The organism is Streptomyces sp. TAA204, from assembly GCF_000424965.1.
This window is the reverse complement of sequence record NZ_KE384281.1, coordinates 189448-210950: the sequence shown is the minus strand read 5'-3', so window position 1 is coordinate 210950 and position 21503 is coordinate 189448. Positions and strand designations below refer to the sequence as shown.

General features: G+C 70.4%; 14 protein-coding genes and 2 pseudogenes. 14 read left to right on the top strand and 2 right to left on the bottom strand.

The features are described from left to right. Window positions 1-2: 2 nt before the first annotated feature. The 3 genes and pseudogenes from H343_RS34575 to cimA all read left to right on the top strand — a co-directional run bounded on the left by H343_RS34575 (window position 3) and on the right by cimA (window position 4326). Window positions 3-862, top strand: a pseudogene (locus tag H343_RS34575) (IS5 family transposase). A gap of 389 nt (window positions 863-1251) precedes the next feature. Beyond that, window positions 1252-2355 carry a branched-chain amino acid aminotransferase gene (locus H343_RS0125555; protein WP_028433444.1) on the top strand — a complete coding sequence of 368 codons (1104 nt, stop codon included), beginning with the start codon at window positions 1252-1254 and terminating at the stop codon, window positions 2353-2355. 369 nt (window positions 2356-2724) lie between these two features. Beyond that, window positions 2725-4326 carry a citramalate synthase gene (gene cimA, locus H343_RS0125550; protein WP_028433443.1) on the top strand — a complete coding sequence of 534 codons (1602 nt, stop codon included), beginning with the start codon at window positions 2725-2727 and terminating at the stop codon, window positions 4324-4326. Window positions 4327-4462: 136 nt separating this feature from the next. On the opposite strand, the gene H343_RS0125545 is transcribed toward cimA, so the two are convergent. Then, window positions 4463-5686, bottom strand: coding sequence for a cytochrome P450 (locus tag H343_RS0125545; protein WP_028433442.1), 1224 nt, complete (start codon window positions 5684-5686; stop codon window positions 4463-4465). 424 nt (window positions 5687-6110) lie between these two features. Between H343_RS0125545 and H343_RS0125540 the strand changes: the two genes are divergently transcribed. The 3 genes from H343_RS0125540 (at window position 6111) to H343_RS0125530 (ending at window position 10629) form a co-directional block, all read left to right on the top strand. Beyond that, a complete protein-coding gene (locus tag H343_RS0125540) occupies window positions 6111-8516 on the top strand; it encodes a polysaccharide lyase 8 family protein (RefSeq protein WP_037905117.1) in 2406 nt (801 codons plus the stop codon). 240 nt (window positions 8517-8756) lie between these two features. Continuing rightward, on the top strand, window positions 8757-10382 hold the full coding sequence (locus tag H343_RS0125535) for an acyl-CoA carboxylase subunit beta (protein ID WP_078506103.1): 1626 nt from the start codon (window positions 8757-8759) through the stop codon (window positions 10380-10382). A gap of 22 nt (window positions 10383-10404) precedes the next feature. Beyond that, window positions 10405-10629, top strand: coding sequence for an acyl-CoA carboxylase epsilon subunit (locus H343_RS0125530; protein ID WP_028433439.1), 225 nt, complete (start codon window positions 10405-10407; stop codon window positions 10627-10629). A 186-nt stretch (window positions 10630-10815) separates the two neighbouring features. Here the strand turns inward: H343_RS0125530 and H343_RS0125525 are convergent, their stop codons facing one another. After that, the gene (locus H343_RS0125525; protein ID WP_028433438.1) at window positions 10816-10998 is read right to left on the bottom strand and encodes a hypothetical protein; all 183 of its coding nucleotides are present in this window, start codon (window positions 10996-10998) and stop codon (window positions 10816-10818) included. A 546-nt stretch (window positions 10999-11544) separates the two neighbouring features. On the opposite strand from H343_RS0125525, the gene H343_RS0125520 reads away from it, so the two are divergent. From H343_RS0125520 to H343_RS32855, 8 genes and pseudogenes are all read left to right on the top strand, one after another. Then, entirely contained in the window at window positions 11545-15123 is a 3579-nt protein-coding gene (locus H343_RS0125520; RefSeq protein WP_028433437.1) for a nitrate- and nitrite sensing domain-containing protein, read from the top strand. Between the two features lie 9 nt (window positions 15124-15132). Continuing rightward, window positions 15133-15546 carry a roadblock/LC7 domain-containing protein gene (locus H343_RS0125515; protein WP_028433436.1) on the top strand — a complete coding sequence of 138 codons (414 nt, stop codon included), beginning with the start codon at window positions 15133-15135 and terminating at the stop codon, window positions 15544-15546. Window positions 15547-15619: 73 nt separating this feature from the next. Further along, window positions 15620-16033, top strand: coding sequence for a DUF742 domain-containing protein (locus H343_RS0125510; RefSeq protein WP_028433435.1), 414 nt, complete (start codon window positions 15620-15622; stop codon window positions 16031-16033). A 19-nt stretch (window positions 16034-16052) separates the two neighbouring features. Next, the gene (locus H343_RS0125505; RefSeq protein ID WP_028433434.1) at window positions 16053-16628 is read left to right on the top strand and encodes an ATP/GTP-binding protein; all 576 of its coding nucleotides are present in this window, start codon (window positions 16053-16055) and stop codon (window positions 16626-16628) included. A 372-nt stretch (window positions 16629-17000) separates the two neighbouring features. Then, complete coding sequence (locus H343_RS0125500; RefSeq protein ID WP_028433433.1) at window positions 17001-20117, top strand: nitrate- and nitrite sensing domain-containing protein; 3117 nt, start codon at window positions 17001-17003, stop codon at window positions 20115-20117. Between the two features lie 10 nt (window positions 20118-20127). Further along, the gene (locus H343_RS0125495) at window positions 20128-20541 is read left to right on the top strand and encodes a roadblock/LC7 domain-containing protein (protein WP_028433432.1); all 414 of its coding nucleotides are present in this window, start codon (window positions 20128-20130) and stop codon (window positions 20539-20541) included. A gap of 131 nt (window positions 20542-20672) precedes the next feature. Next, window positions 20673-21344, top strand: a complete 672-nt coding sequence (locus H343_RS0125490; protein ID WP_028433431.1) for a DUF742 domain-containing protein — start codon at window positions 20673-20675, stop codon at window positions 21342-21344. Beyond that, window positions 21325-21503 (top strand): annotated as a pseudogene (locus H343_RS32855) (ATP-binding protein); the annotation flags it as partial. The gene H343_RS0125490 and the pseudogene H343_RS32855, both read left to right, overlap by 20 nt.

Here is a 21503-nt window from a genome sequence, read left to right as displayed (position 1 = left end):
TGATCGTTGGTCTGGGTGTGCCGTTAACTGACGCGCAGTGGGCGCGGATTGAGCCGTTGCTTCCGGACCGGACGCCGAAGCGTGGTGGCCGCTGGCGGGACCACCGCGAGGTGATCGACGCGATCGCCTGGAAGTTCCAGACCGGATCGCAGTGGGTGCACCTGCCGGAGAGATACGGCAACTGGCGAGGCGTCTACAACCGGCTGCGCATGTGGGCTGCCGACGGCACGTGGGAGCGCGTCTTCACCGCGCTGATAGCCCAGGCCGACGCAGACGAGGACCTGGTCTGGGCCGTCTCGGTCGACTCCACCATCGTCCGCGCGCACCAGCATGCCGCCGGGGCCCGCAAAAAGGGGCCCCGGCCGGCGAACCCGCAGACCACGCCATCGGAAGGTCCCGCGGCGGACTGAGCACGAAGATCCACCTCGCCGCTGATGCCTGCTGCCGACCGATGGCGTTCGTCCTCACGGCCGGGCAGGCCGGCGACGCGCCCGCCTTCCCCGAGGTGATGGCCCGCCTGCGCGTTCCGCGCCGTCGCGGACGGCCCCGCACCAGACCGGACCTCGTCCTGGCCGACAAGGCCTACTCCTCACGTGCCATCCGCGAACACCTGCGACGGCGAGGCATCCGCACAGCTATCCCTGTCCCCGCCGACCAGCAGGGCCACCGACTGCGGCGAGGCAACCGAGGCGGAAGACCACCCGCCTTCGACCGCGAGGCCTACAAACAACGCAACACCGTCGAACGGTGCATCAACCGCCTCAAGCAGTGGCGAGGCCTCGCCACCCGCTACGAAAAGACCGCAACCATCTACCTCGCCGGACTCCACATCGCAGGCATCTTCATCTGGTCCGCCCGATGATCCAAACGAAACGACCTAGCCCGGAACTGTCCAGCCCGGAACCGTCCAGTCCGGAAGCGTCCCTCCCGCACTCCGCCCACCAGCCGGGCCGGTGTCGCGGTCCGGTCCGCTCCGTTTCGGTCCGGTTCGGGGAAGTCGTTTCCGGGCCGCCTGTCCCGGGCCCGTCCGGACCGGCTGCCGGACCCGCGGCGCCCGGCCGCTGGGCTACGCGGGGGTCCGGGTGCCACCATCCATGCAGGGGCCGCTCACCCGGACTCACTCCCGCGGACTCCACGCGCGATAATCGAAGCGCGGGGCCGGCGCACGAGGAAAGGCCCGGACGTCCTGACACCACGGCGGAGGGCGAACGGGAGCGCGGTCCGCCACGACACACAGTGAAGGACGCGCCCATGACGACGCCTCGAATCGACTTCGATCTCAAGCCCTCCTCCCAGCCGCTCTCCGAAGCGGAGCGCGAGGCGGTGCTGGCCAATCCGGGCTTCGGCCGCTATTTCACGGACCACATGATCACCGTCAAGTGGACCGAGGGCCGCGGCTGGCACGACGCGCAGCTCCAGCCGTACGCGCCGCTGCAGCTCGACCCCGCGAACATGACGCTGCACTACGCACAGTCGATCTTCGAAGGGCTGAAGGCGTACAAGCAGCCGGACGGATCCGTGGCCGCCTTCCGGCCCGATGCCAACGCCCGCCGGTTCCAGCGCAGCGCACGGCGGCTGGCGATGCCGGAGCTTCCCGTGGAGACCTTCCTTGAGGCGTGCCGGCTGCTGGTGCGCCAGGACAAGGCGTGGGTGCCGGGGACCGGTGAGGAGTCGCTGTACCTGCGGCCGTTCATGTTCGCCACGGAGGTCGGGCTCGGTGTCCGTCCCTCCAACGAGTACCTCTTCGTGCTGATCGCCTCACCCGCCGGCTCGTACTTCCCCGGCGGTGTGCGGCCCGTGTCCGTGTGGCTCTCCGAGGAGTACGTGCGGGCCGCGCCCGGCGGCACCGGCGAGGCCAAGTGCGCCGGCAACTACGCGGCGTCCCTGGTCGCGCAGGCCGAGGCCGCGGGGCAGGGCTGCGACCAGGTCGTGTGGCTGGACGCCGTCGAGCGCCGCTTCATCGAGGAGATGGGCGGCATGAACCTCTACTTCGTCCACGGCAGCGGCGGTGACGCCAAGATCGTCACACCCGCGCTGACGGGCACGCTGCTTCCCGGCATCACCCGTGACTCGCTGCTCACACTCGCCGCGGATCTCGGATACGCCACGGAGGAGACCCGGCTGACCGTCGACGACTGGCGTGAGGGCAACGCGGACGGTTCGATCACCGAGGTCTTCGCCTGCGGGACGGCCGCCGTGATCACCCCCGTCGGCGAGGCGAAGTCCGCGCGCGGAGCGTGGAAGGTCGCCGACGGACAGCCCGGCGGGATCACCATGCGGCTGCGGGAGGCCCTGCTCGCGGTGCAGACCGGGCAGGCCGAGGACCGGCACGGCTGGATGAGTCCGCTGGCCTGACGGGCGGGTGCGACCGGTGGAAAGGGACGGACGGGGCGGACCGCCCCGTCCGTCCCTTTCCGCATGGTGAGACGCCTTACGTTCCGGGGCGGGGTCTGTGCAAGACTCCCTCCGTGTCCTCGTTCGCCATGATTATCGGCAGCAGGCGCGCCGGTCCTCAGTGACCGACTGCCGCAGGCAGACCCTCTGCGGCAGCGGCCACCGTGTCCCAGACCCGCGCGCAGACCTCTCGCACCCGCGAGGGGTTTTTTCGTTTTCGGCACCACCCCGGCCGGGACGAGGGCGCGAGGGGAACCCGCAGAATCGAGGGACAGGCGGAGCCAGGCATTCCGGATCTCCCCGCTTCATTCCAACAGGAGCCACAGCACCATGACCACCGACGCCCGGGACGACAGTTTCCACATCTTCGACACCACGCTGCGCGACGGAGCACAGCGTGAGGGCATCAACCTCACCGTCGCGGACAAGCTGACCATCGCCCGTCACCTCGACGAGTTCGGTGTCGGCTTCATCGAGGGCGGCTGGCCGGGCGCCAATCCGCGCGACACCGAGTTCTTCGCGAGGGCGCGGGAGGAGATCGACTTCCGGCACGCTCAGCTCGTCGCGTTCGGCGCCACCCGCAAGGCGGGAGTGAGCGCGGCCGACGACTCCCAGGTCAAAGCCCTGGTGGAGTCGGGCGCCCCCGTGGTCACGCTGGTGGCCAAGTCGCACGACCGCCACGTCGAGCTGGCGCTGCGCACGACGCTCGAGGAAAACCTGGAGATGGTCCGCGACACCGTGACGTACCTGCGTGAACAGGGCCGCCGCGTCTTCGTGGACTGCGAGCACTTCTTCGACGGCTACCTCGCCAACGCCCGCTACGCGAAACAGGTCGTCAGCGCAGCGCACGAGGCGGGTGCCGATGTCGTCGTGCTCTGCGACACCAACGGCGGCATGCTCCCCGCGCAGGTGCAGGCCGTCGTCCGTACGGTCCTCGCCGACACCGGCGCGCGTGTGGGCATCCACAGCCAGGACGACACCGGATGCGCCGTCGCCAACACGCTCGCCGCGGTGGACGCGGGCGCCACCCACGTCCAGTGCACCGCCAACGGCTACGGGGAGCGCGTGGGCAACGCCAACCTCTTCCCGGTCACGGCCGCGCTCCAGCTCAAGTACGGCAAGCAGGTGCTGCCGGAAGGGGCGCTGGAGGAGATGACGCGCATCTCGCACGCCGTCGCGGAGGTGGTCAACCTCGTCCCCTCCACCCACCAGCCCTACGTGGGCACCTCGGCCTTCGCCCACAAGGCGGGGCTGCACGCCTCCGCGATCAAGGTCGACCCCGACCTGTACCAGCACATCGACCCGGAGCGCGTGGGCAACACCATGCGCATGCTCGTCTCCGACATGGCAGGACGCGCGTCCGTCGAGCTGAAGGGCAGGGAGCTCGGCTACGACCTGGAGGGCGACCGCGACCTGGTCGGCCGCATCGTCGAGCGGGTCAAGGAGCAGGAGCTGAAGGGCTACACGTACGAGGCCGCCGACGCCTCGTTCGAACTGCTGCTCCGCGACGAGGTGCACGGCCGCTCCCGGCGCTTCTTCCGTCTGGAGTCCTGGCGGACGATCGTCGAGCAGCGGCCCGACAGCGATCAGGCCAACGAGGCGACCGTCAAACTCTGGGCGAAGGGCGAGCGCATCATCGCCACCGGTGAGGGCAACGGACCGGTCAACGCCCTCGACCGTGCCCTGCGCAGCGGACTGGAGCGGCTGCATCCGCAGCTCGCCAAGCTCTCCCTCGTGGACTACAAGGTCCGCATCCTGGAGGGCGGACACGGCACCGACTCCACGACGAGGGTGCTGGTCTCGATGAGCGACGGCGGCGCGGAGTGGTCGACGGTCGGCGTCGCGGGCAACATCATCGCTGCCTCCTGGCAGGCCCTCGACGACGGGTACACCTACGGGCTGCTGCGCGCGGGCGTGGAGCCGCACGAGTAGAAGGTCGCGGGTCGCGCGGGCGGGACCGGGGCACGGCGAGTCCGTGCGCGGTCCTGCCCCGCCCTGCTCCTGGCTCGCCCCGCTCCCGGCCCGTGCCGGCCCCGCCCGTGCCGCCGCTCCGTCCGTATCCCTGCGGTCAGCCCTCCAGCCGTACCGGCAGGATCTGCGTGCTGTTGCCCACGAAGCTCCCCAGCGGCGGCAGTTCCTCGTCGGGCACCGCGACATCGAGATCCGGGTGGCGGCCGAAGAGGGCGCCGAGTGCGACGGCCGCCTCCATCCTCGCCAGCGGCGCCCCGAGGCAGAAGTGCGGACCGTGCCCGAAGGAGAGGTGACGCCCCTGCGGCCGGGTGATGTCGAAGCGGTCCGCGTCGGGACCGTACGTGCGCGGGTCGCGGCCGGCGGCGGTGTATCCGGCGAGCACCGGTGTCCCGCGCCGGATGAGGGTGCCGCCGACTGACAGGTCCTCGGTGGGGTAGCGGAAGGGAAAGAAGCTGACGGGGCTGTCGTGGCGCAGCGTCTCCTCCACGACGTCCTCCCAGCCGGCCCGCCCGGAGCGGACGAGTTCCAGCTGGTCGCGGTGGGCGCACAGGGCGCGTACGGCGTTGGTGATCAGATTAAGCGTCGTCTCGTGACCGGCCACGATCATCAGCAGCAGGGTGCCGATGAGTTCCTGTTCGCTCAGCCGGGCGCCGTCCTCCTCGCGGGCGGCGACGAGGGCACTGGTGAGGTCGTCCCCCGGGTCGGCCCGGCGGACGCTGACGACGTGGGCGAGGATCTCGGCGGTCTCGCGACTGGCGGCCATTGCCTGCGCGGGTTCGGCGCTCGTGCTGACGAGCACGCCCGACAGGTGGTGCAGCCGTTCACGTAAGTCGGGATCGACGCCGAGGAGTTCGCAGATGACGCTCATCGGCAGCGGATAGGCGAAGTGGTGCCGCAGGTCGACCGTGCCGTCCGGGCCCACGGCGTCCGGCAGCCGGTCCAGCAGCTCCGCGGTCAGCTCCTCGACACGCGGGCGCAGGCTCTCGGCCCGGCGTGCGGTGAACGCCCGCGCGACGGGGCCGCGCAGCCGCCGGTGGTCGGCTCCGTCCGCGGTCGTCATGCCCTCGACGGTCGCGAACACGGAGAGCGGCCAGCCCTCGGGGAGCATGCCGTCCTGCAACGCGGAGAAGTGGCAGACGTTCTTGGCGACCCGGGGATCGGTCAGGAAGTCCTTCAGTTCCTCGTGCCCGGTGACGGCGACCGCTCCGACGTCTCCGGGCAGCAGTACGGGCGCGGCCGGACCCCGCTCCCGCAGCAGCGCGTTGACGGCGTGCTGTCCGGCTCCGGTGGGGTCCAGGCGGTGCGGTGCTGCCTCGGTCATGCGGCTCCTCGACGGTCGTGGTGGGTCGGGAGCGCGGGCGCCGCGTGCGTCCGCGTTCACTGAAGGCTGCGCTGTGCGGCCCGTGCGTGCAAGGGAGTTGACGGCCGGCAGGCCCGTCCACGATGGCGGCGCGTGCCATTGCCGCGTGCTTCCGGGGCTGCTAGTGCTGTCACCGGGCAGGTTCACCGGCTCGCGACGCCCGGCACGGCACCTCGCTGCGTTGTCGGAGTCGCCCGAGTACACCCAGTACGAGGACGATCCTCCGCCTTGCGATGCGTCCCCTGGGCCTGCGGCCCGGGGAGACCCTGACCCCACGCACCGGACGCCGAGAGCCACCCGGCGAACCTTCCCGGCCGCAACGCCGGACCGCCGGGGGACCCAAGAGGTCTTCGCCACTCCGAGAGGGGTATCTCACGTGCCGCCCATGCCGATCTGGCCCAGACGCGCATTTCTGGCCGCCTCCGCCGCAACAGCCGCAACCGCCCTCACCGCCGTGGTCCCGGGCACCGCCTCGGCCCTCACCCCCGGCCTGCGGCAACGCACGCTCGCCGCCGACGACTTCGCCGCGCTGCGCCGGCGATGGCTGGATATGACGCTGGGGTCGGGCTTCGACCCCGGTGCCGAGCCGTACGCGTCCCGGCTGACCGAGACCGGTGAGCAGGCCGCGGATCTGCGGGCGCAGATGCGGCCCACCGACGACTCGCTCTTCCCCGGCTATCCCTTCGATCCGCCCTCCGGGATCACGCAGTCCTACCAGCGCCTCGCGACCATGGCCGAGGCCTACGCGCAGCCCGGCACGGGCAGTACGGGCGACGCCGGTCTGCTGGATTCCGTGCTCTCCGGCCTCGCGCACGTCCACGAGCGCGTCTACCGCGCCGGCACCGAGCCGTACGGCAACTGGTGGGAGTGGCAGATCGGCAGCCCCCGCCTTCTGCTGGACGTCCTGACGATGCTGTACGACGAGGTCGCGGCGGCGCAGCGGGCCGAATACCTCGCGGCCGTCGACCACTTCCTGCCGGAGTCGGTCTTCGACGAGTACACGGGTGTCTCCACGGGCGCCAACCGTGTCGACTTCTGCCGCGTCCACGCCGTCCGCGGCGTCCTCGGAGAGGCTCCCGCGAAGATCGCGCTGGCCTCGGCGTCGCTCTCCCCGGTCTTCCCCTACGTCACCGAGGGGGACGGACTCTACGCGGACGGCTCCTTCATCCAGCACACCTGGGTCGCCTACTCCGGTACGTACGGCTACGTGCTGCTGGACGGACTGGGGCGGCTGTTCACCCTGCTGGACGGCTCCGCCTGGGAGGTCACCGACCCGGCACGCCGGATCGTCCTCGACAGTGTCGAGAGGGCCTACGCCCCGCTGCTGCACGACGGGCTGATGATGGACAGCGTCAGCGGACGCGCGATCTCACGCGGCATCCTCAAGCAGGACACCCGGCGCATCCGGCAGAGCGACCACACCCGCGGGCATCAACTCATCGCCGCCGTCGCCCTGCTGGGCGGGGGAGCGGGCGCGGCGGAACGCGAACGCTGGAACGGCCTGGTGCGCGGCTGGATCGAGCGGGACACCGAACTGCCCGTGCTGACGGACCCGCAGTTCGGCGTCGCGGACCTGGCGCGCCTGCACGCGGTCGCCGAGGAGCCGGGGGAGACCGCTCCGGAACCCGTCGGCCACCGTCTCTTTCCGGCCATGGCGCGCGCGGTGCACCGGCGGCCGGGCTGGTGTGCCGGCATCGCGATGGCCTCGGACCGGATCGCGTACTACGAGGCCGGCAACGGCGAGAATCCGCGCGGCTGGCACACCGGCGCCGGAATGCTCTACTGGTGGGGTGCCCCGTCGACACTCGGCCAGTACACGGACGACTTCTGGCCGACCGTCGACTGGTACCGGCTGCCCGGCACCACCGTCTCCACCAAGGAGCTGCCCGACAACGCGGGCGGCGAGTGGGGGGAGCCCAAGCCCGCCACCCCGTGGGCGGGCGGCGCCACGGACGGTGAGTACGCGGCCCTCGGACAGCACGTGCTGGGGCTGGAGAGCACTCTGACCGCCCGGAAGTCGTGGTTCTGCGCAGCGGACGCGGTCGTCTGCCTCGGCGCCGGGATCAGCAGCGAGGACGGTACCGAGGCGGAGACTGTCTTCGACAACCGCAATCTTGGTGAGGGCGGCACACCTTCCCTGACCGTCGACGGTGCGCGCCGGTCCGTCCGTCCTGCCTCCATCCGTTCCGTCGAACGTGCCCGCTGGGCGCATCTGGAGGGGCACGGGGGCTGGGTCTGGCCGGACGGCGTCCCGCTGAACGTCCTGTGCGAGGACCGCACGGGCGCCTGGTCGGAGATCAACCAGGGCAGCGTCACCGATCCCGTCACGCGCCGGTACCTCACCCTGTGGACCAGCCACGGCACGGACCCGCAGGACGCCGGATACGTCTACGTGCTGATGCCGGGAGCCCGCGCGCACGACGTCGCGGCGAGGGCGGCGGACCGCGGGTGGCTGACGGTCGACGCCAACACCGGGGCGCAGCAGGCCGTCACGATCAGAGGTCTCGGGCTGAGCGCCGCGAACTTCTGGTCGGCCGGCAGGGCGGGCCGGATCACGGCGGGCGCGCCCTCCAGCGTGCTGGTACGGCGCAGGGGGCGGACCGCCGAGGTGCACGTCTCGGAACCGCCGCGCACCGGGGAGGCGTTCGAGGTGACATGGCACCGTCCCGTACGGAGGGTGGTCTCGGCCGACGAGGGTGTCGAGGTCCTCCGAACGGGTCGCGCGCTGCGGCTGCGGGTGACTCCCGGGACGGGCGGGGCGACGCTGAGCTGCAGGGTGCTGCTGCGGTGAGCCGGGGCTGAAGGAGAGGTGCGCCGGGGAGGGGGCCGCCCGGGTCGATTGACGGGGTACTGACAAATCACCTGCGTGGGGCTGTGGGATTCCCACAGCCCCACGCGCGCCGAGTGAGAGACATCCCTGCTGAATCACGGTGTACGGGCGCCGTTCTGTCCAGCGCGACCATGAATCATGCTCGTACACTGTCTGAATCTGACGACGAGGAATGGGCCCCCTGTTTCGTAGGGTCTATACATGACCGATCAGCCCCAGTCGTCACGACAGACCACGGAGACCGTGGCCGCGCCCGAGGCCGTCGAGCCCACGGCGCAGGACGCCCGTGGACGTGTGGCGGAACTGCGTGCCCTGCGGGAGCGTGCCCTGCAGGGTCCGAGCGAGCGAGCGACCCAGGCACAGCACGCGAAGGGCAAGCTGACCGTCCGGGAGCGCATCGAAGTGCTGCTGGACGAAGGCACTTTCCGTGAGGTGGAGCCGCTGCGGCGGCACCGGGCGACCGGCTTCGGGCTGGAGGAGAAGAAGCCCTACACCGACGGTGTGGTCACGGGGTGGGGGCTCGTGCACGGGCGGACGGTGTTCGTCTACGCGCACGACTTCCGCATCTTCGGCGGCGCCCTCGGGGAGGCGCACGCCACGAAGATCCACAAGATCATGGACATGGCGATCTCCGCGGGCGCGCCGCTGATCTCGCTGAACGACGGCGCGGGTGCGCGTATCCAGGAAGGCGTCTCGGCGCTCGCCGGGTACGGGGGGATCTTCCAGCGCAACACCCGCGCCTCGGGCGTGATTCCGCAGATCTCGGTGATGCTCGGTCCGTGCGCGGGCGGTGCGGCCTACTCCCCGGCGCTGACGGACTTCGTCTTCATGGTCCGCGACACCTCGCAGATGTTCATCACCGGCCCCGACGTGGTGCAGGCGGTGACCGGCGCGCAGGTCTCGCAGAACGGGCTGGGAGGCGCGGACGTCCACGCGGGGACCTCCGGAGTCGCGCACTTCGCCTACGACGACGAGCAGTCGTGCCTGGAAGAGGTGCGCTACCTGCTGTCGATGCTGCCGAGCAACAACCGGGAGAACCCGCCGGCCGAGGAGAGCCACGACCCGGTCGACCGGCGCGGCGAGGCGCTGCTGGACCTGGTCCCGGCCGACGGCAACCGCCCGTACGACATGCGCAAGGTGATCGAGGAACTCGTCGACGACGGCGACCTGCTGGAGATCCACGAGCGCTGGGCGACGAACCTGATCGTGTGCCTGGCGCGGATGGACGGACAGGTCGTCGGCGTCATCGCCAACCAGCCGCAGTCCCTGGCCGGGGTGCTGGACATCGAGGCGTCCGAGAAGGGCGCGCGCTTCGTGCAGATGTGCGACGCCTTCAACATCCCCATCGTCACGCTGCTGGACGTGCCGGGCTTCCTGCCCGGGGTCGACCAGGAGCACGGCGGCATCATCCGGCACGGCGCCAAACTGCTGTACGCCTACTGCAACGCGACGGTGCCGCGGATCTCCGTGGTGCTGCGCAAGGCGTACGGCGGCGCGTACATCGTCATGGACTCCCAGTCCATCGGCGCCGACCTGACCTTCGCCTGGCCGACGAACGAGATCGCGGTGATGGGCGCCGAGGGCGCCGCGAACGTGATCTTCCGGCGGGAGATCAGCGGCGCGGACGACCCGGACGCGATGCGGGCCCGGATGGTCAAGGAGTACAAGGCCGAGCTCATGCATCCGTACTACGCCGCGGAACGCGGCCTGGTCGACGACGTGATCGAACCGGGTGAGACCAGGGAGGTCCTCATCCGCTCCCTGCAGATGCTCCGCACGAAGCACGCCGACCTGCCCTCACGCAAACACGGCAACCCCCCACAGTGAGAAGAGAAGGACGAACACTCCGATGAAGCACACCGAGACCACCGGGAACCGTCTCGTCCGCGTCGAGAAGGGCGAGGCCAACGAAGAGGAACTCGCCGCCGTCACGGCCCTGCTGCTCGCACGCGCCGCGGCGTCCGCGCGTCACGCGCAGATTCCCGCCGCGCGTGAGGCGGGCCGCAGCAAGGCCGGCTGGCGGCGGCTGGAGCGTGCACGCGGCTTCCGCGCCCCGCACAGCTGGCAGGGCTGAGGCCCCGCCGCGCGACGGCCTACGGCTGACGGCACCGACCGCCTGACGGACCGACCGCCGCGACGGCCGCACGCAGACACCGCCGCGACGGCTGCACGCACACGGCTACGGCCCCCGGATGATTCACGGGGGCCGTAGCCGTATCTGCGTTCCTGCGCCTGTGTCTGCGCGCTTTGGAGCCGGGCGTCACCCGGCGGGCGCGTCCACCAGCACCGTGCGCTGAGGATTCGCGGTCTGCGGGGGAAGCCCGTCGAGGTTCTCGGCCTCCTGCGCGACGGCTTCCGTGGTCAACTCGTCCGCATCCTGGAGGTGGGCCAGGGTGGTTCGGCGCGGGTTGGCTGTGTTGCGCATGATCTGGGTGGTCTTCACGCTCGACCGTACCTCGCACTTTCCATTTGTCGTTCCGGCGCGTTGTGTAAATACGAGCGTAGGTCCGCCGCTCCTTCCGTTACGTGACACAGGCAACGCGGAGCGTGTGAGGTTCCTCACCGGAGCAGGGGCAAAAGGTGCCAACGGGACGGCAGTTGACGAATTCCGAAGCGGACATCGGGGCCAGAAGCGAAGTTACGCACGTCCGGCGCGGTGTTCCCGTGGCGCGAGGGGCAGTTGACGGACAGTGGAAAAGTCCGGAATCAAGGGAAGTGCTCCGCACGACAAGTGACGGGTGATGCGCGCAGCGTCACATACGGACCCGGGTTTTCCACAGGCCTTGTTGGAGATCCAGCACTGTGCTGGAATTCCACGGACCGTCGCGGGAAACAACCGGCGCGCAGGGGCGCAGAGCAGCGCCGCGCGGCGGTGAGGGGAAACGCGCCGGTCACTCACGACCGCCCGGGGGGCCTTGGGACCCCCACGACTCGTTACCGTCCCGCCGTCCCAAGCGGAGGGGCGCCTGGTCCAGAGGTTGCGACGCTAGTGCAGGGACGTTTCAAGAGGGATGGCAGCGCTGCGGGGGAACCGGAGCCGCGCGGGACGACCGGCCGCGGCTCCTCGCCCCAGCGCGCCCAGCAGAGCGGCCCCACGGCGGCCGTGCACGACGAGGACGGCGCGGTGACGAACCGCCCGGGCAGCGGCGACAACGGTGACGAAGCCGCCCCGGAGCGGCTCAGAACGCCGCCGGGGCCGGGCTCGCGTGCCGCTCTGCGCAACTGGCGCATCAGCACCCGCCTGGTCTCGCTGCTCGCGCTTCCCGTGGTCGCCGCGACGACGCTGGGCGCCCTGCGCATCCAGGACTCCCTGAGCAACGTCGACCAGCTCGACGACATGAAGCTGCTCACGCAGATGACGGACCAGGCGACGGAGCTCGCGGCCGCCCTCCAGGAGGAACGCGACCGCTCGGCGGGCCCGTTGATCAACACCGGGGACGCCAAGGACGACACCGTCGTCGGCCCCCGTGAGGACACCGACCGCTCCTTCCAGGCCTTCAAGCGGGCCACGTCGGACATCGACGGCAGCGACAAGGTGATGGCGGGCGTCCAGTCCACCGTCCTGGACATCACGCGTCAGCTGACCACCCTCCAGGAAATCCGCGAGCGCGCGTACGACAACCCCTCGTCCGTCTCGCAGACGGTCAACAGCTACAACCAGCTCATCGAGTCGCTGCTCTCCCTCTCGCAGGACATGGCGCAGGCGACGAACAACTCGGAGATGATCCAGAGCACTCGCGCGCTCTCGGCCTTCTCCACCGCCAAGGAGTACGCCTCGATCCAGCGGGCGATCATCTCCGCCGGTCTCGCGCGCAAGGGCGGCCCGGAACTCTCCGAGAGCGACCGGCTCTACGCCAAGTCCGCCGCGGACAGCGAGAGCGCCTCCCTGGGCGGCTTCAACCAGATCTACGGCAAGGAGAAGGCCGCCGACCTGACGAGTCCCCTCGACGGCGGCATCGTCAACATCGCGCTGGCGGACAAGTACCGCGACCGCGTGCTGAACAACCCCGATGGCATCAAGAGCGAGAACCGCTCCTACCCGGACTGGTTCGACCAGGACCGGACCAAGATCGAAGAGATGGGCAAGATCGAGTCCGCGCTGCTCTCCGAGATGGAGGACAAGGCACGCGAACTGCGCTCCGACGCGCAGCGCGAGGCCTTCCTCAACGGAGCAGTGATCCTCCTCGTCCTGGGCATCTCACTGGTCGGCGCGTTCGTCGTCGCCCGCTCCATGGTCCGCTCCCTGCGCCGGCTTCAGGACACCGCCCAGGACGTCGCCCGCAAGCGGCTCCCCGAGCTGGTCAAGCAGATGTCCGAGGCCGAGCCGCAGGACGTGGACACCTCGGTCGAGTCCGTCGGCGTGCACAGCCGGGACGAAATCGGCCGGGTGGCCTCCGCGTTCGACGACGTCCACCGCGAGGCCGTACGTCTCGCGGGCGAACAGGCCCTGCTCCGGGGCAACGTCAACGCGATGTTCACCAACCTCTCGCGGCGCAGCCAGGGCCTCATCCAGCGCCAGCTCTCCCTCATCTCCGAGCTGGAGTCCCGCGAGGCCGACCCGGACCAGCTCTCCTCGCTCTTCAAGCTGGACCACCTCGCGACCCGCATGCGCCGCAACGGTGAGAACCTCCTCGTCCTCGCGGGCGAGGAGCCGGGCCGACGCTGGACCAGGCCGGTCCCGCTGGTCGACGTTCTGCGCGCCGCGGCCTCCGAGGTCGAGCAGTACGAGCGCATCGAGCTGAACTCCGTGCCGGCCACCGAGGTGGCCGGGCGCGTCGTCAACGACCTCGTCCACCTGCTGGCAGAGCTGCTGGAGAACGCGACCTCCTTCTCCTCGCCCCAGACCAAGGTCAAGGTCACCGGCCACGCGCTGCCCGACGGGCGCGTACTGGTGGAGATCCACGACACCGGCATCGGCCTCTCCCCGGAGGACCTCTCCTCGATCAACGAGCGGCTGGCGAGCCCGCCGACCGTCGACGTCTCGGTCTCCCGCCGCATGGGCCTGTTCGTGGTCGGCCGCCTCTCGCTGCGGCACGGCATCCGTATCCAGCTCCGGCCCTCCGACTCGGGCGGGACCACCGCACTCGTCATGCTGCCCGTGGACGTGGCGCAGGGGGGCGCCCAGGTGCCCCAGTCGGTCAAGCCCGCGTCGGGCGGACCCGGCAACGGCGGTCCCGGCGCGCCGAAGGGCAGCGGCCTCGCCGCGGCTCTCCAGCGCGGACCGGGCGGAGCGCCCGGCATCGGCGCGGGTGTCGCCGGGGCCTCGAAACTCGGCGCTCCCTCACCGCAGGGGCAGGTCGCCGGCGGCGAGGCCCGTCCGGCGCTGCCCGGCACGGGCGGCGGTGCCCCCGTGGGTGCCGGCTCGGCCTCGGGCGAGAGCGCGGCGCCCGCCACCAACTTCTTCGGCGACAGCGGCCAGGGCGGCGGCAGCGGTCAGGGCGGCAGCCAGGGCCGCAACGGCGGTGCCGCCCCCGCCCCGCTGAACCGTCAGGCTCCTCCGCTTCCCCAGCGGCCCGGCTCGGCCGGGCAACTCCCCGGCAGCCAGGGGGGTCCCGGCAAGACCGGGCCCGGGGGCGGCCCGGCCGAGACGTCGGAGTTCGACAGGCCGGACGACTGGGGCAGCTCCTGGGAGAGCCGGTCGACGGGGGAGTACGCAGCCCCGCAGCCCGGTTCGGACACCGGGCAGTTCGAGCGTCCGCAGTCCCCGTCGGACACCGGCGAGTTCCCGCGCCCGCAGACGGGCCCCGGCGACACGTCCCAGTTCGCCCGCCCCGACGAGTGGGACCGCCCCAGTTGGGCGTCCGCCCCCGGCGAGGACGGACCACGGGGCCACGACGAGTTCGAGCCCCAGGACACGGGCGAGTTCGCCCGCCCCGGCTACACGGGCGCTTCCAGCGGCCGTCAGAACACCGGCGAGTACGAGCAGCCGGGCGGCGGCGCGCCGGCCGAGCAGCCCTCCTCCTACGACCCGGACTTCGGCATACCCACTGTCCCGCCCGCGGCGTCCGACGCGCCGACTCCGATCTTCGAGTCGATGGAGTCGAACTGGTTCCGTGCCGCCTCCTCGGCGTCCGCCCCTCCACGGGCGGAGCCGTCCGAGGAGTCTCCGGATCAGGCCGGCTCCTCGCAGACGCCGCCCCCGCACCAGGGCCGGCCGGCGTCCGCCGTGCCGCCGATGCCGCAGCGTCAGACCGCCCGCGGCCCCGCCGAGAGCGCGTCCTCGAATTCCACGGACTCCTATCACGGGAGTGCCCACCGCGGCGCCGACCCCGGTGCCCACTGGGGCGCTTCTCCCAACGACGAGCGCTGGCGCCGGGCCGAACAGGTCCGCCAGCCCGCCGCGGGGGGAGTCACCACCTCGGGTCTGCCGCGCCGTGTGCCCCGCGCCAACCTTGTCGCGGGTACCGCCCAGCAGCAGTCCACCGCACAGTCCGGTCCGCAGGTCTCGCGTGCGCCCGATGACGTACGCGGCCGGCTGACCAACCTACGCCGCGGCATCCAGCAGGGCCGACAGGCCGGCACGACGAACGGCCGCGGCTTCGGCCCCACTTACCAGCAGGAGCGTTAGTTGAGTCCGATGAGCCAGGCGGCGCAGAACCTGAACTGGTTGATCACCAACTTCGTGGACAACACCCCAGGTGTTTCCCACACGGTGGTGGTCTCCGCGGACGGCCTCCTTCTGGCCATGTCCGAGGGCTTCCCGCGCGACCGCGCCGACCAGTTGGCGGCGGTCGCCTCCGGGCTGACCTCACTCACCGCGGGAGCCTCTCGCATTTTCGAGGGCGGCCCCGTCAATCAGACGGTGGTGGAGATGGAGAGGGGTTTCCTCTTCATCATGTCCATCTCGGACGGCTCGTCCCTGGCCGTGCTCGCTCATCCTGAGGCCGACATCGGTCTCGTCGGATACGAGATGGCGCTTCTCGTGGACCGCGCAGGAACCGTCCTGACCCCTGACGTGCGTGCCGAACTGCAGGGGAGCATCCTCAACTGATCCGCCGCTCCGCGTACATGAGCCACCTCAGTCCGTCAGCCGATCTCGACCTCATGCCTCGTCCGGAGGAGCCATGACCCCGCCGCCAGCATCGCCCGGCCCGTACGGTGCCCCATACCAGCACGCACCGTACGGCGGTGAGGGTGACCAGCCGCTGGTGCGCCCGTACGCCATGACGGGTGGTCGGACCCGTCCTCGGTACCAGCTCGCGATCGAGGCACTTGTGAGCACGAGTGCCGATCCGTCGCAGCTTCAGGGTCTGCTTCCCGAGCACCAGCGGATCTGCCATCTGTGCCGCGAGGTGAAGTCGGTCGCGGAGGTCTCGGCTCTGCTGGCGATACCGCTGGGGGTGGCCCGGATTCTCGTGGCCGACCTGGCGGAGGCGGGAATGGTGGCCATCCATCAGCCGGGCGGCGGCTCCGAACCCGGTGGTGCTCCAGATGTGACCTTGCTCGAAAGGGTGCTCAGTGGACTTCGCAAGCTCTAGCCCGCAGACGGGCCAGATGATGGATTACGGAGCTCCTGCCGCCGGCCGTTCGACCACCTCCGCGAAGATCGTGGTTGCCGGTGGTTTCGGTGTGGGCAAGACGACCTTCGTGGGTGCCGTGTCGGAGATCAATCCGCTGCGCACGGAAGCTGTGATGACGTCCGCGTCGGCGGGTATCGACGACCTGACCCACACGGGCGGCAAGACCACCACCACGGTGGCGATGGACTTCGGCCGCATCACCCTGGACGAGGACCTGATCCTGTACCTGTTCGGTACGCCGGGGCAGGACCGGTTCTGGTTCATGTGGGACGACCTGGTGCGCGGTGCGATCGGCGCGGTGGTGCTGGTCGACACCCGCCGGCTGGCGGACTGTTTCCCGGCGGTCGACTACTTCGAGAACTCCGGTCTGCCGTTCGTGATCGCGCTCAACGGCTTCGACGGTCACCAGCCCTATACGCCGGAAGAGGTCCGCGAGGCCCTGCAGATCGGCCCGGACGCCCCCATCATCGTCACCGACGCCCGTCACCGCGCGGACGCGAAGAGCGCCCTGATCACGCTGGTCGAACACGCCCTGCTCGCACGCCTGAAGTGAGCATCGGGCCCAACTCGGCGCCTCACGTGTCCAGTTGACGGCACAGCCGGACGCTGCATCCAGCGTCCGGCTGTGCCGTTCGTCATGCCTCCGGCGTGTTCATAACGTTTCGACAGTGAATTGCGGCGGCGTGAACACGGCTGGCAAGCGGAGGGCTCCACTCTGCTTACAAAACTTGGGCCTTTTGCCGCCATCATTCCCCAGTGCCCGATTTTCCGGGCCTGTTGGGGAGTCACACCGGCTTTTGCGAAGTGTTTGGACGACGCAGCCCTGACGTGCTGAAATGCGCTGAACTCAGCAGTAGCGAGTGGCATGTCGCCGACCACGGAACGTCCGATGTCGGACACCGAGGGCCAAGAGGTGAGGAGTCGCGTGAGGCGAAGCAAGACGGGCGCTGCGGCACAGGCCCGGGAACAGGCGAGGGGCAACTTCACCCCGCCGTCCCGGGTTTCGTCGACCTCCGACCTGCCCGGCGAGGAGAGAGAGCCGGGGAGCCGGTTCGCCGTTCGCAACTGGCGCGTGAGAACGCGCCTGTACGTCATCCTCCTCATCCCCGTACTCGTCGGGCTGGTCTTCGGCGGCTTCCGGGTCCAGGACTCGGTCGGCACCTGGCGGGAGGCCCAGGACGCTCAGCGCACCGCCGAACTCGTGCGCGCCGCCGCCACCTACGGCAACGCCCTCATCGACGAGCGTGACCGCAGCGCCGAGCCCCTGCTGTCCGGCCGCCGCAACGACCCGGCGGTCGAGCGCGCCCGGGGCGTCACGGACAGGGCGAAGGAGGAGTTCGACCAGGCCGTCACCGCGATGCCGGACAAGCCCGGACTCAAGCGCCGCCTGGCCGTCTTCCGCAAGGAGGAGCCCAAGCTCGCCGCACTGCGCGCCTCGGCCTACACCGAGCGCCTCAGCGGCGTGGAGACCGAAGAGGGCTACGTCACCATCCAGCACCCGCTGATGGAGTTCTCCAACGAACTGGGCTTCGGCACCGGCAACATCACCTCCTACGGCCGTACCGTCTACTCCATCTCGCTCGGCAAGGCAGCCGAGTCCCTGCAGCGCTCCATCGGCATGCACCTGCTGGTCTCCCCTGGCCCGGGGAAGAAGGACGAGCAGCGGCAGTTCACGGCGCTGACCTCGTACGCCTACCTGGAGCGCATCGCCATGGAGGAGTACGTCGGCGGTGGCCGCCCGGAGGACGTCGCCCTGCTGAAGCGCGAGAGCGCCAAGGCGGAGGCGAAGGGCAAGGAGCGTGCGGCCGCGGCCAGGGCGGAGGCGGAGGCCGAGGGGGAGCGGTACGTCCCTCCGCCGTCGGTGGAGAAGGCGATCCCCGCCATCGTCTCCGGCGCGGACAAGGAGGAGCTGAGGGCGAAGGGCATCACGCCTGAGAGCTGGTTCGCGGTGAGCACCGGAAAGTTCGACGCCTACCGCGCCGTGGAGAAGGACCTCACGGACCAGGCGGTCAAGGAGACCGCGCAGATCTCCTCCGACGCCAGGCGCGACGCGGTGATCAACGGTGCCATCGTGGTCGTCGCGCTGCTGCTGGCCTTCTTCGTCGCGGCGATGATGGCCCGCTCCATGAGCCGCAGCATGCGCAATCTGCGCACCGCCGCCTTCGACGTGGCCGAGCAGCGGCTGCCGTCGCTCGTCGACCAGCTCTCCCGTACGGATCCGGGCCGGGTCGACACCCGTGTCGCGCCCATCCCGATCGACAGCACGGACGAGATCGGCGAGGTCGCGCGTGCCTTCGACCAGGTTCACCGCGAGGCCGTTCGGCTCGCCGCCGAACAGGCGCTGCTGCGCGGAAACGTCAATGCGATCTTCACCAACCTCTCCAGCCGCAACCAGGGCCTCATCGAGCGCCAACTCGGCCTGATCTCCGACCTGGAGAACAACGAGGCGGACCCCGACCAGCTGGAGAACCTCTTCCGGCTCGACCACCTGGCCACCCGCATGCGCCGCAACGGCGAGAATCTGCTCGTCCTCGCGGGTGAGGAGCCGGGGCGCAGCTGGAACGAGCCGGTGCCGCTGATCGACGTCCTGCGCGCCGCCTCCTCGGAGGTGGAGCACTACGAGCGCATCGAGCTCTCGGGCGTCCCGGAGAGCGAGATCCACGGCCAGGTCGTCAACGACCTCGTGCACCTGCTGGCGGAGCTGCTGGAGAACGCCACGACCTTCTCCTCGCCGCAGAGCAGGGTGTTCGTCACGGCCACCCGGCTGCCCGACGGGCGTGTGGTGGTCGAGATCCACGACAAGGGCATCGGCCTGACCCCGGAGGACTTCGCCGACATCAACCACAAGCTGGCCCAGCCGCCGACCGTGGACGCCGCTCTCGCCCGGCGCATGGGCCTGTTCGTGGTCGGCCGTCTCGCCGACCGGCACGGCATCCGCGTACAGCTGAGGCCCTCGGGCGAGCAGGCGGGCACCACGTGCCTGGTCATGCTTCCCGAGGCCATCACGCGGGGCGGTGGCGGCGAGGAGGAGGGGTACGAGGACTTCACCGTCTCGCGGATCATGCCGGAGCAGCCCGAGCCGCCGGCCCCGCCGCAGATCTCGTACGGGCAGGCGGGCCCGCCCCGCTCCGCGGCCGAACTCGGCTTCGACGACACCCGCTACGAGGTCCCCGACGACGTCTCCTCCCTCGATCCGTCCGGCCGGCCGCTGACGGACGGCGGGCGCCGCGAGACGCTGGAGCCGCAGCGGGACCAGCGCGGTGAACTGCCGCGCAGGAGCCCGCAGCAGCAGCCGGGGCCGTCGCAGCAGCAGGGGCAGCACCAGCACCAGCAGCCGCCGCAGCAGCCGCCGTACCAGCAGCCGCAGCAGCAGGGGCAGCTGCCGCAGCAGCCCTCTCCGTGGCAGGAGCAGCGCCCCCGGCAGGCTCCTTACGAGCAGCCGGAGACGCCCTACGGGCAGCTCCCTCCGTACGGTCGGCAGGCTCCCCACCAGCAGCCCCAAAATCCGTCAGGTGGCGGCCAGTACAGTGGCCCGCAGGAAGAAGCGGAATCTGCACAGGGCGTTCACGGGAACACCGGGAACCGCGTAGGCTTCGGAGGTCCGGTCCCCACTCCGAGTAACCATCACTCCACGACCGGCGCTGGTCTCCCGCGCCGCGAGCGGGCGCGATCCTCTTCGGAGGCGGGACCGGAGACGCAACACCAGCAGTACCAGCCTCAAGCGGAATCTTCCGAGGCTTCCGAGGACTGGCGTTCGGCGAACGACGAGCGCTGGAGCCGGGCAGGCCGGCTGCGTGAACCGCAGTCCGGTGGAACCACCCAATCCGGCCTTCCCCGGCGGGTGCCCAGGGCCAACCTGGTCGAGGGCACCGCTGAAGCGAACTCGCGGGGCGGTGCCTCGGTCTCCCGCGCGCCCGAGGACGTCCGTGGCAGGCTGAGCAATCTGCACCGTGGCGTCCGCAGAGGGCGCAACGCGGGTGACGCCCCCCAGAATGACCGACAGGGCTACGGCCCCGGCAGCACCTACGATCAGGAGCGTTAGTGTGAGCCCGATGAGCCAGGCGGCGCAGAACCTGAACTGGTTGATCACCAACTTCGTGGACAACACCCCAGGTGTTTCCCACACGGTGGTGGTCTCCGCGGACGGACTTCTGCTCGCGATGTCCGAGGGCTTCCCGCGGGACCGCGCCGACCAGTTGGCGGCGGTCGCCTCCGGGCTGACCTCACTCACCGCCGGTGCCTCCCGCATTTTCGAGGGCGGCCCCGTGAACCAGACGGTGGTGGAGATGGAGAGGGGTTTCCTCTTCATCATGTCCGTCTCCGACGGTTCCGCGCTGGCGGTGCTCGCCCATCCCGAAGCCGACATCGGTCTCGTCGGCTACGAGATGGCACTCCTCGTCGATCGCGCGGGAACGGTCCTCACCCCGGATCTCCGTGCTGAACTGCAAGGCAGTCTGCTCAACTAGTCCCCAACCGGGGGCCAGACAGTGCGCGTTGCCGCTCCGCGCCATAAGGTGCGGGTGATGCGGTGCTCGTCGACGGCGCTGAGGTAGACGGAAAGATGTGGCCCGCACGTCCGTGAGTCGGAGGAGGAAACATGACAATGCCCCCAGGCGGTCCGTCGTCGTACGGCAGTGGTCATGAGAACGCTCGGCCGAAGCGGTTCAACTTCCCCTCAGCGCCCAGCAGGCACGTCGGCGCCCGTCAGCCGGAGGACGAGCCCCAGCGGCCTCCGCGGCAGCAGCCGCCTCCGCAAGGGCCCGCCCAACGGCACCAGCAGCCCTCGCAGTTCGACGACGGACACCACGAGCGGCACCACGGACAGCAGGGCGGGCGCGGCTACGACCAGTCGCCGCCGCCCCGCATCCAGACCGTCCAGCCCTCGCCCCGCGGCGACACCAGCGGCTACGGCGGCCGCGTCGAGCAGCAGCCGCTGGTGCGCCCGTACGCCATGACGGGTGGTCGGACCCGTCCCCGGTACCAGCTCGCCATCGAGGCGCTGGTCCACACTTCGGCCGATCCGTCGCAGCTTCAGGGCCAGTTGCCCGAGCACCAGCGGATCTGCCGGCTGTGTTACGAGATCAAATCGGTAGCTGAGATCTCTGCACTTCTCACCATTCCCCTCGGCGTCGCCCGTATCCTCGTCGCCGACCTGGCCGAAGCCGGGCTCGTGGCCATACATCAGCCCGGCGGCGCGGACACCAACGACGACGGCCAGCCAGACGTGACATTGCTCGAAAGGGTGCTCAGTGGACTTCGGAAGCTCTAGCGGCGGCGCTGCTGCCCGTTCCACCACCTCCGCGAAGATCGTGGTTGCCGGTGGTTTCGGTGTAGGCAAGACGACCTTCGTGGGTGCCGTGTCGGAGATCAATCCGCTGCGCACGGAAGCTGTGATGACGTCCGCGTCGGCGGGTATCGACGACCTGAC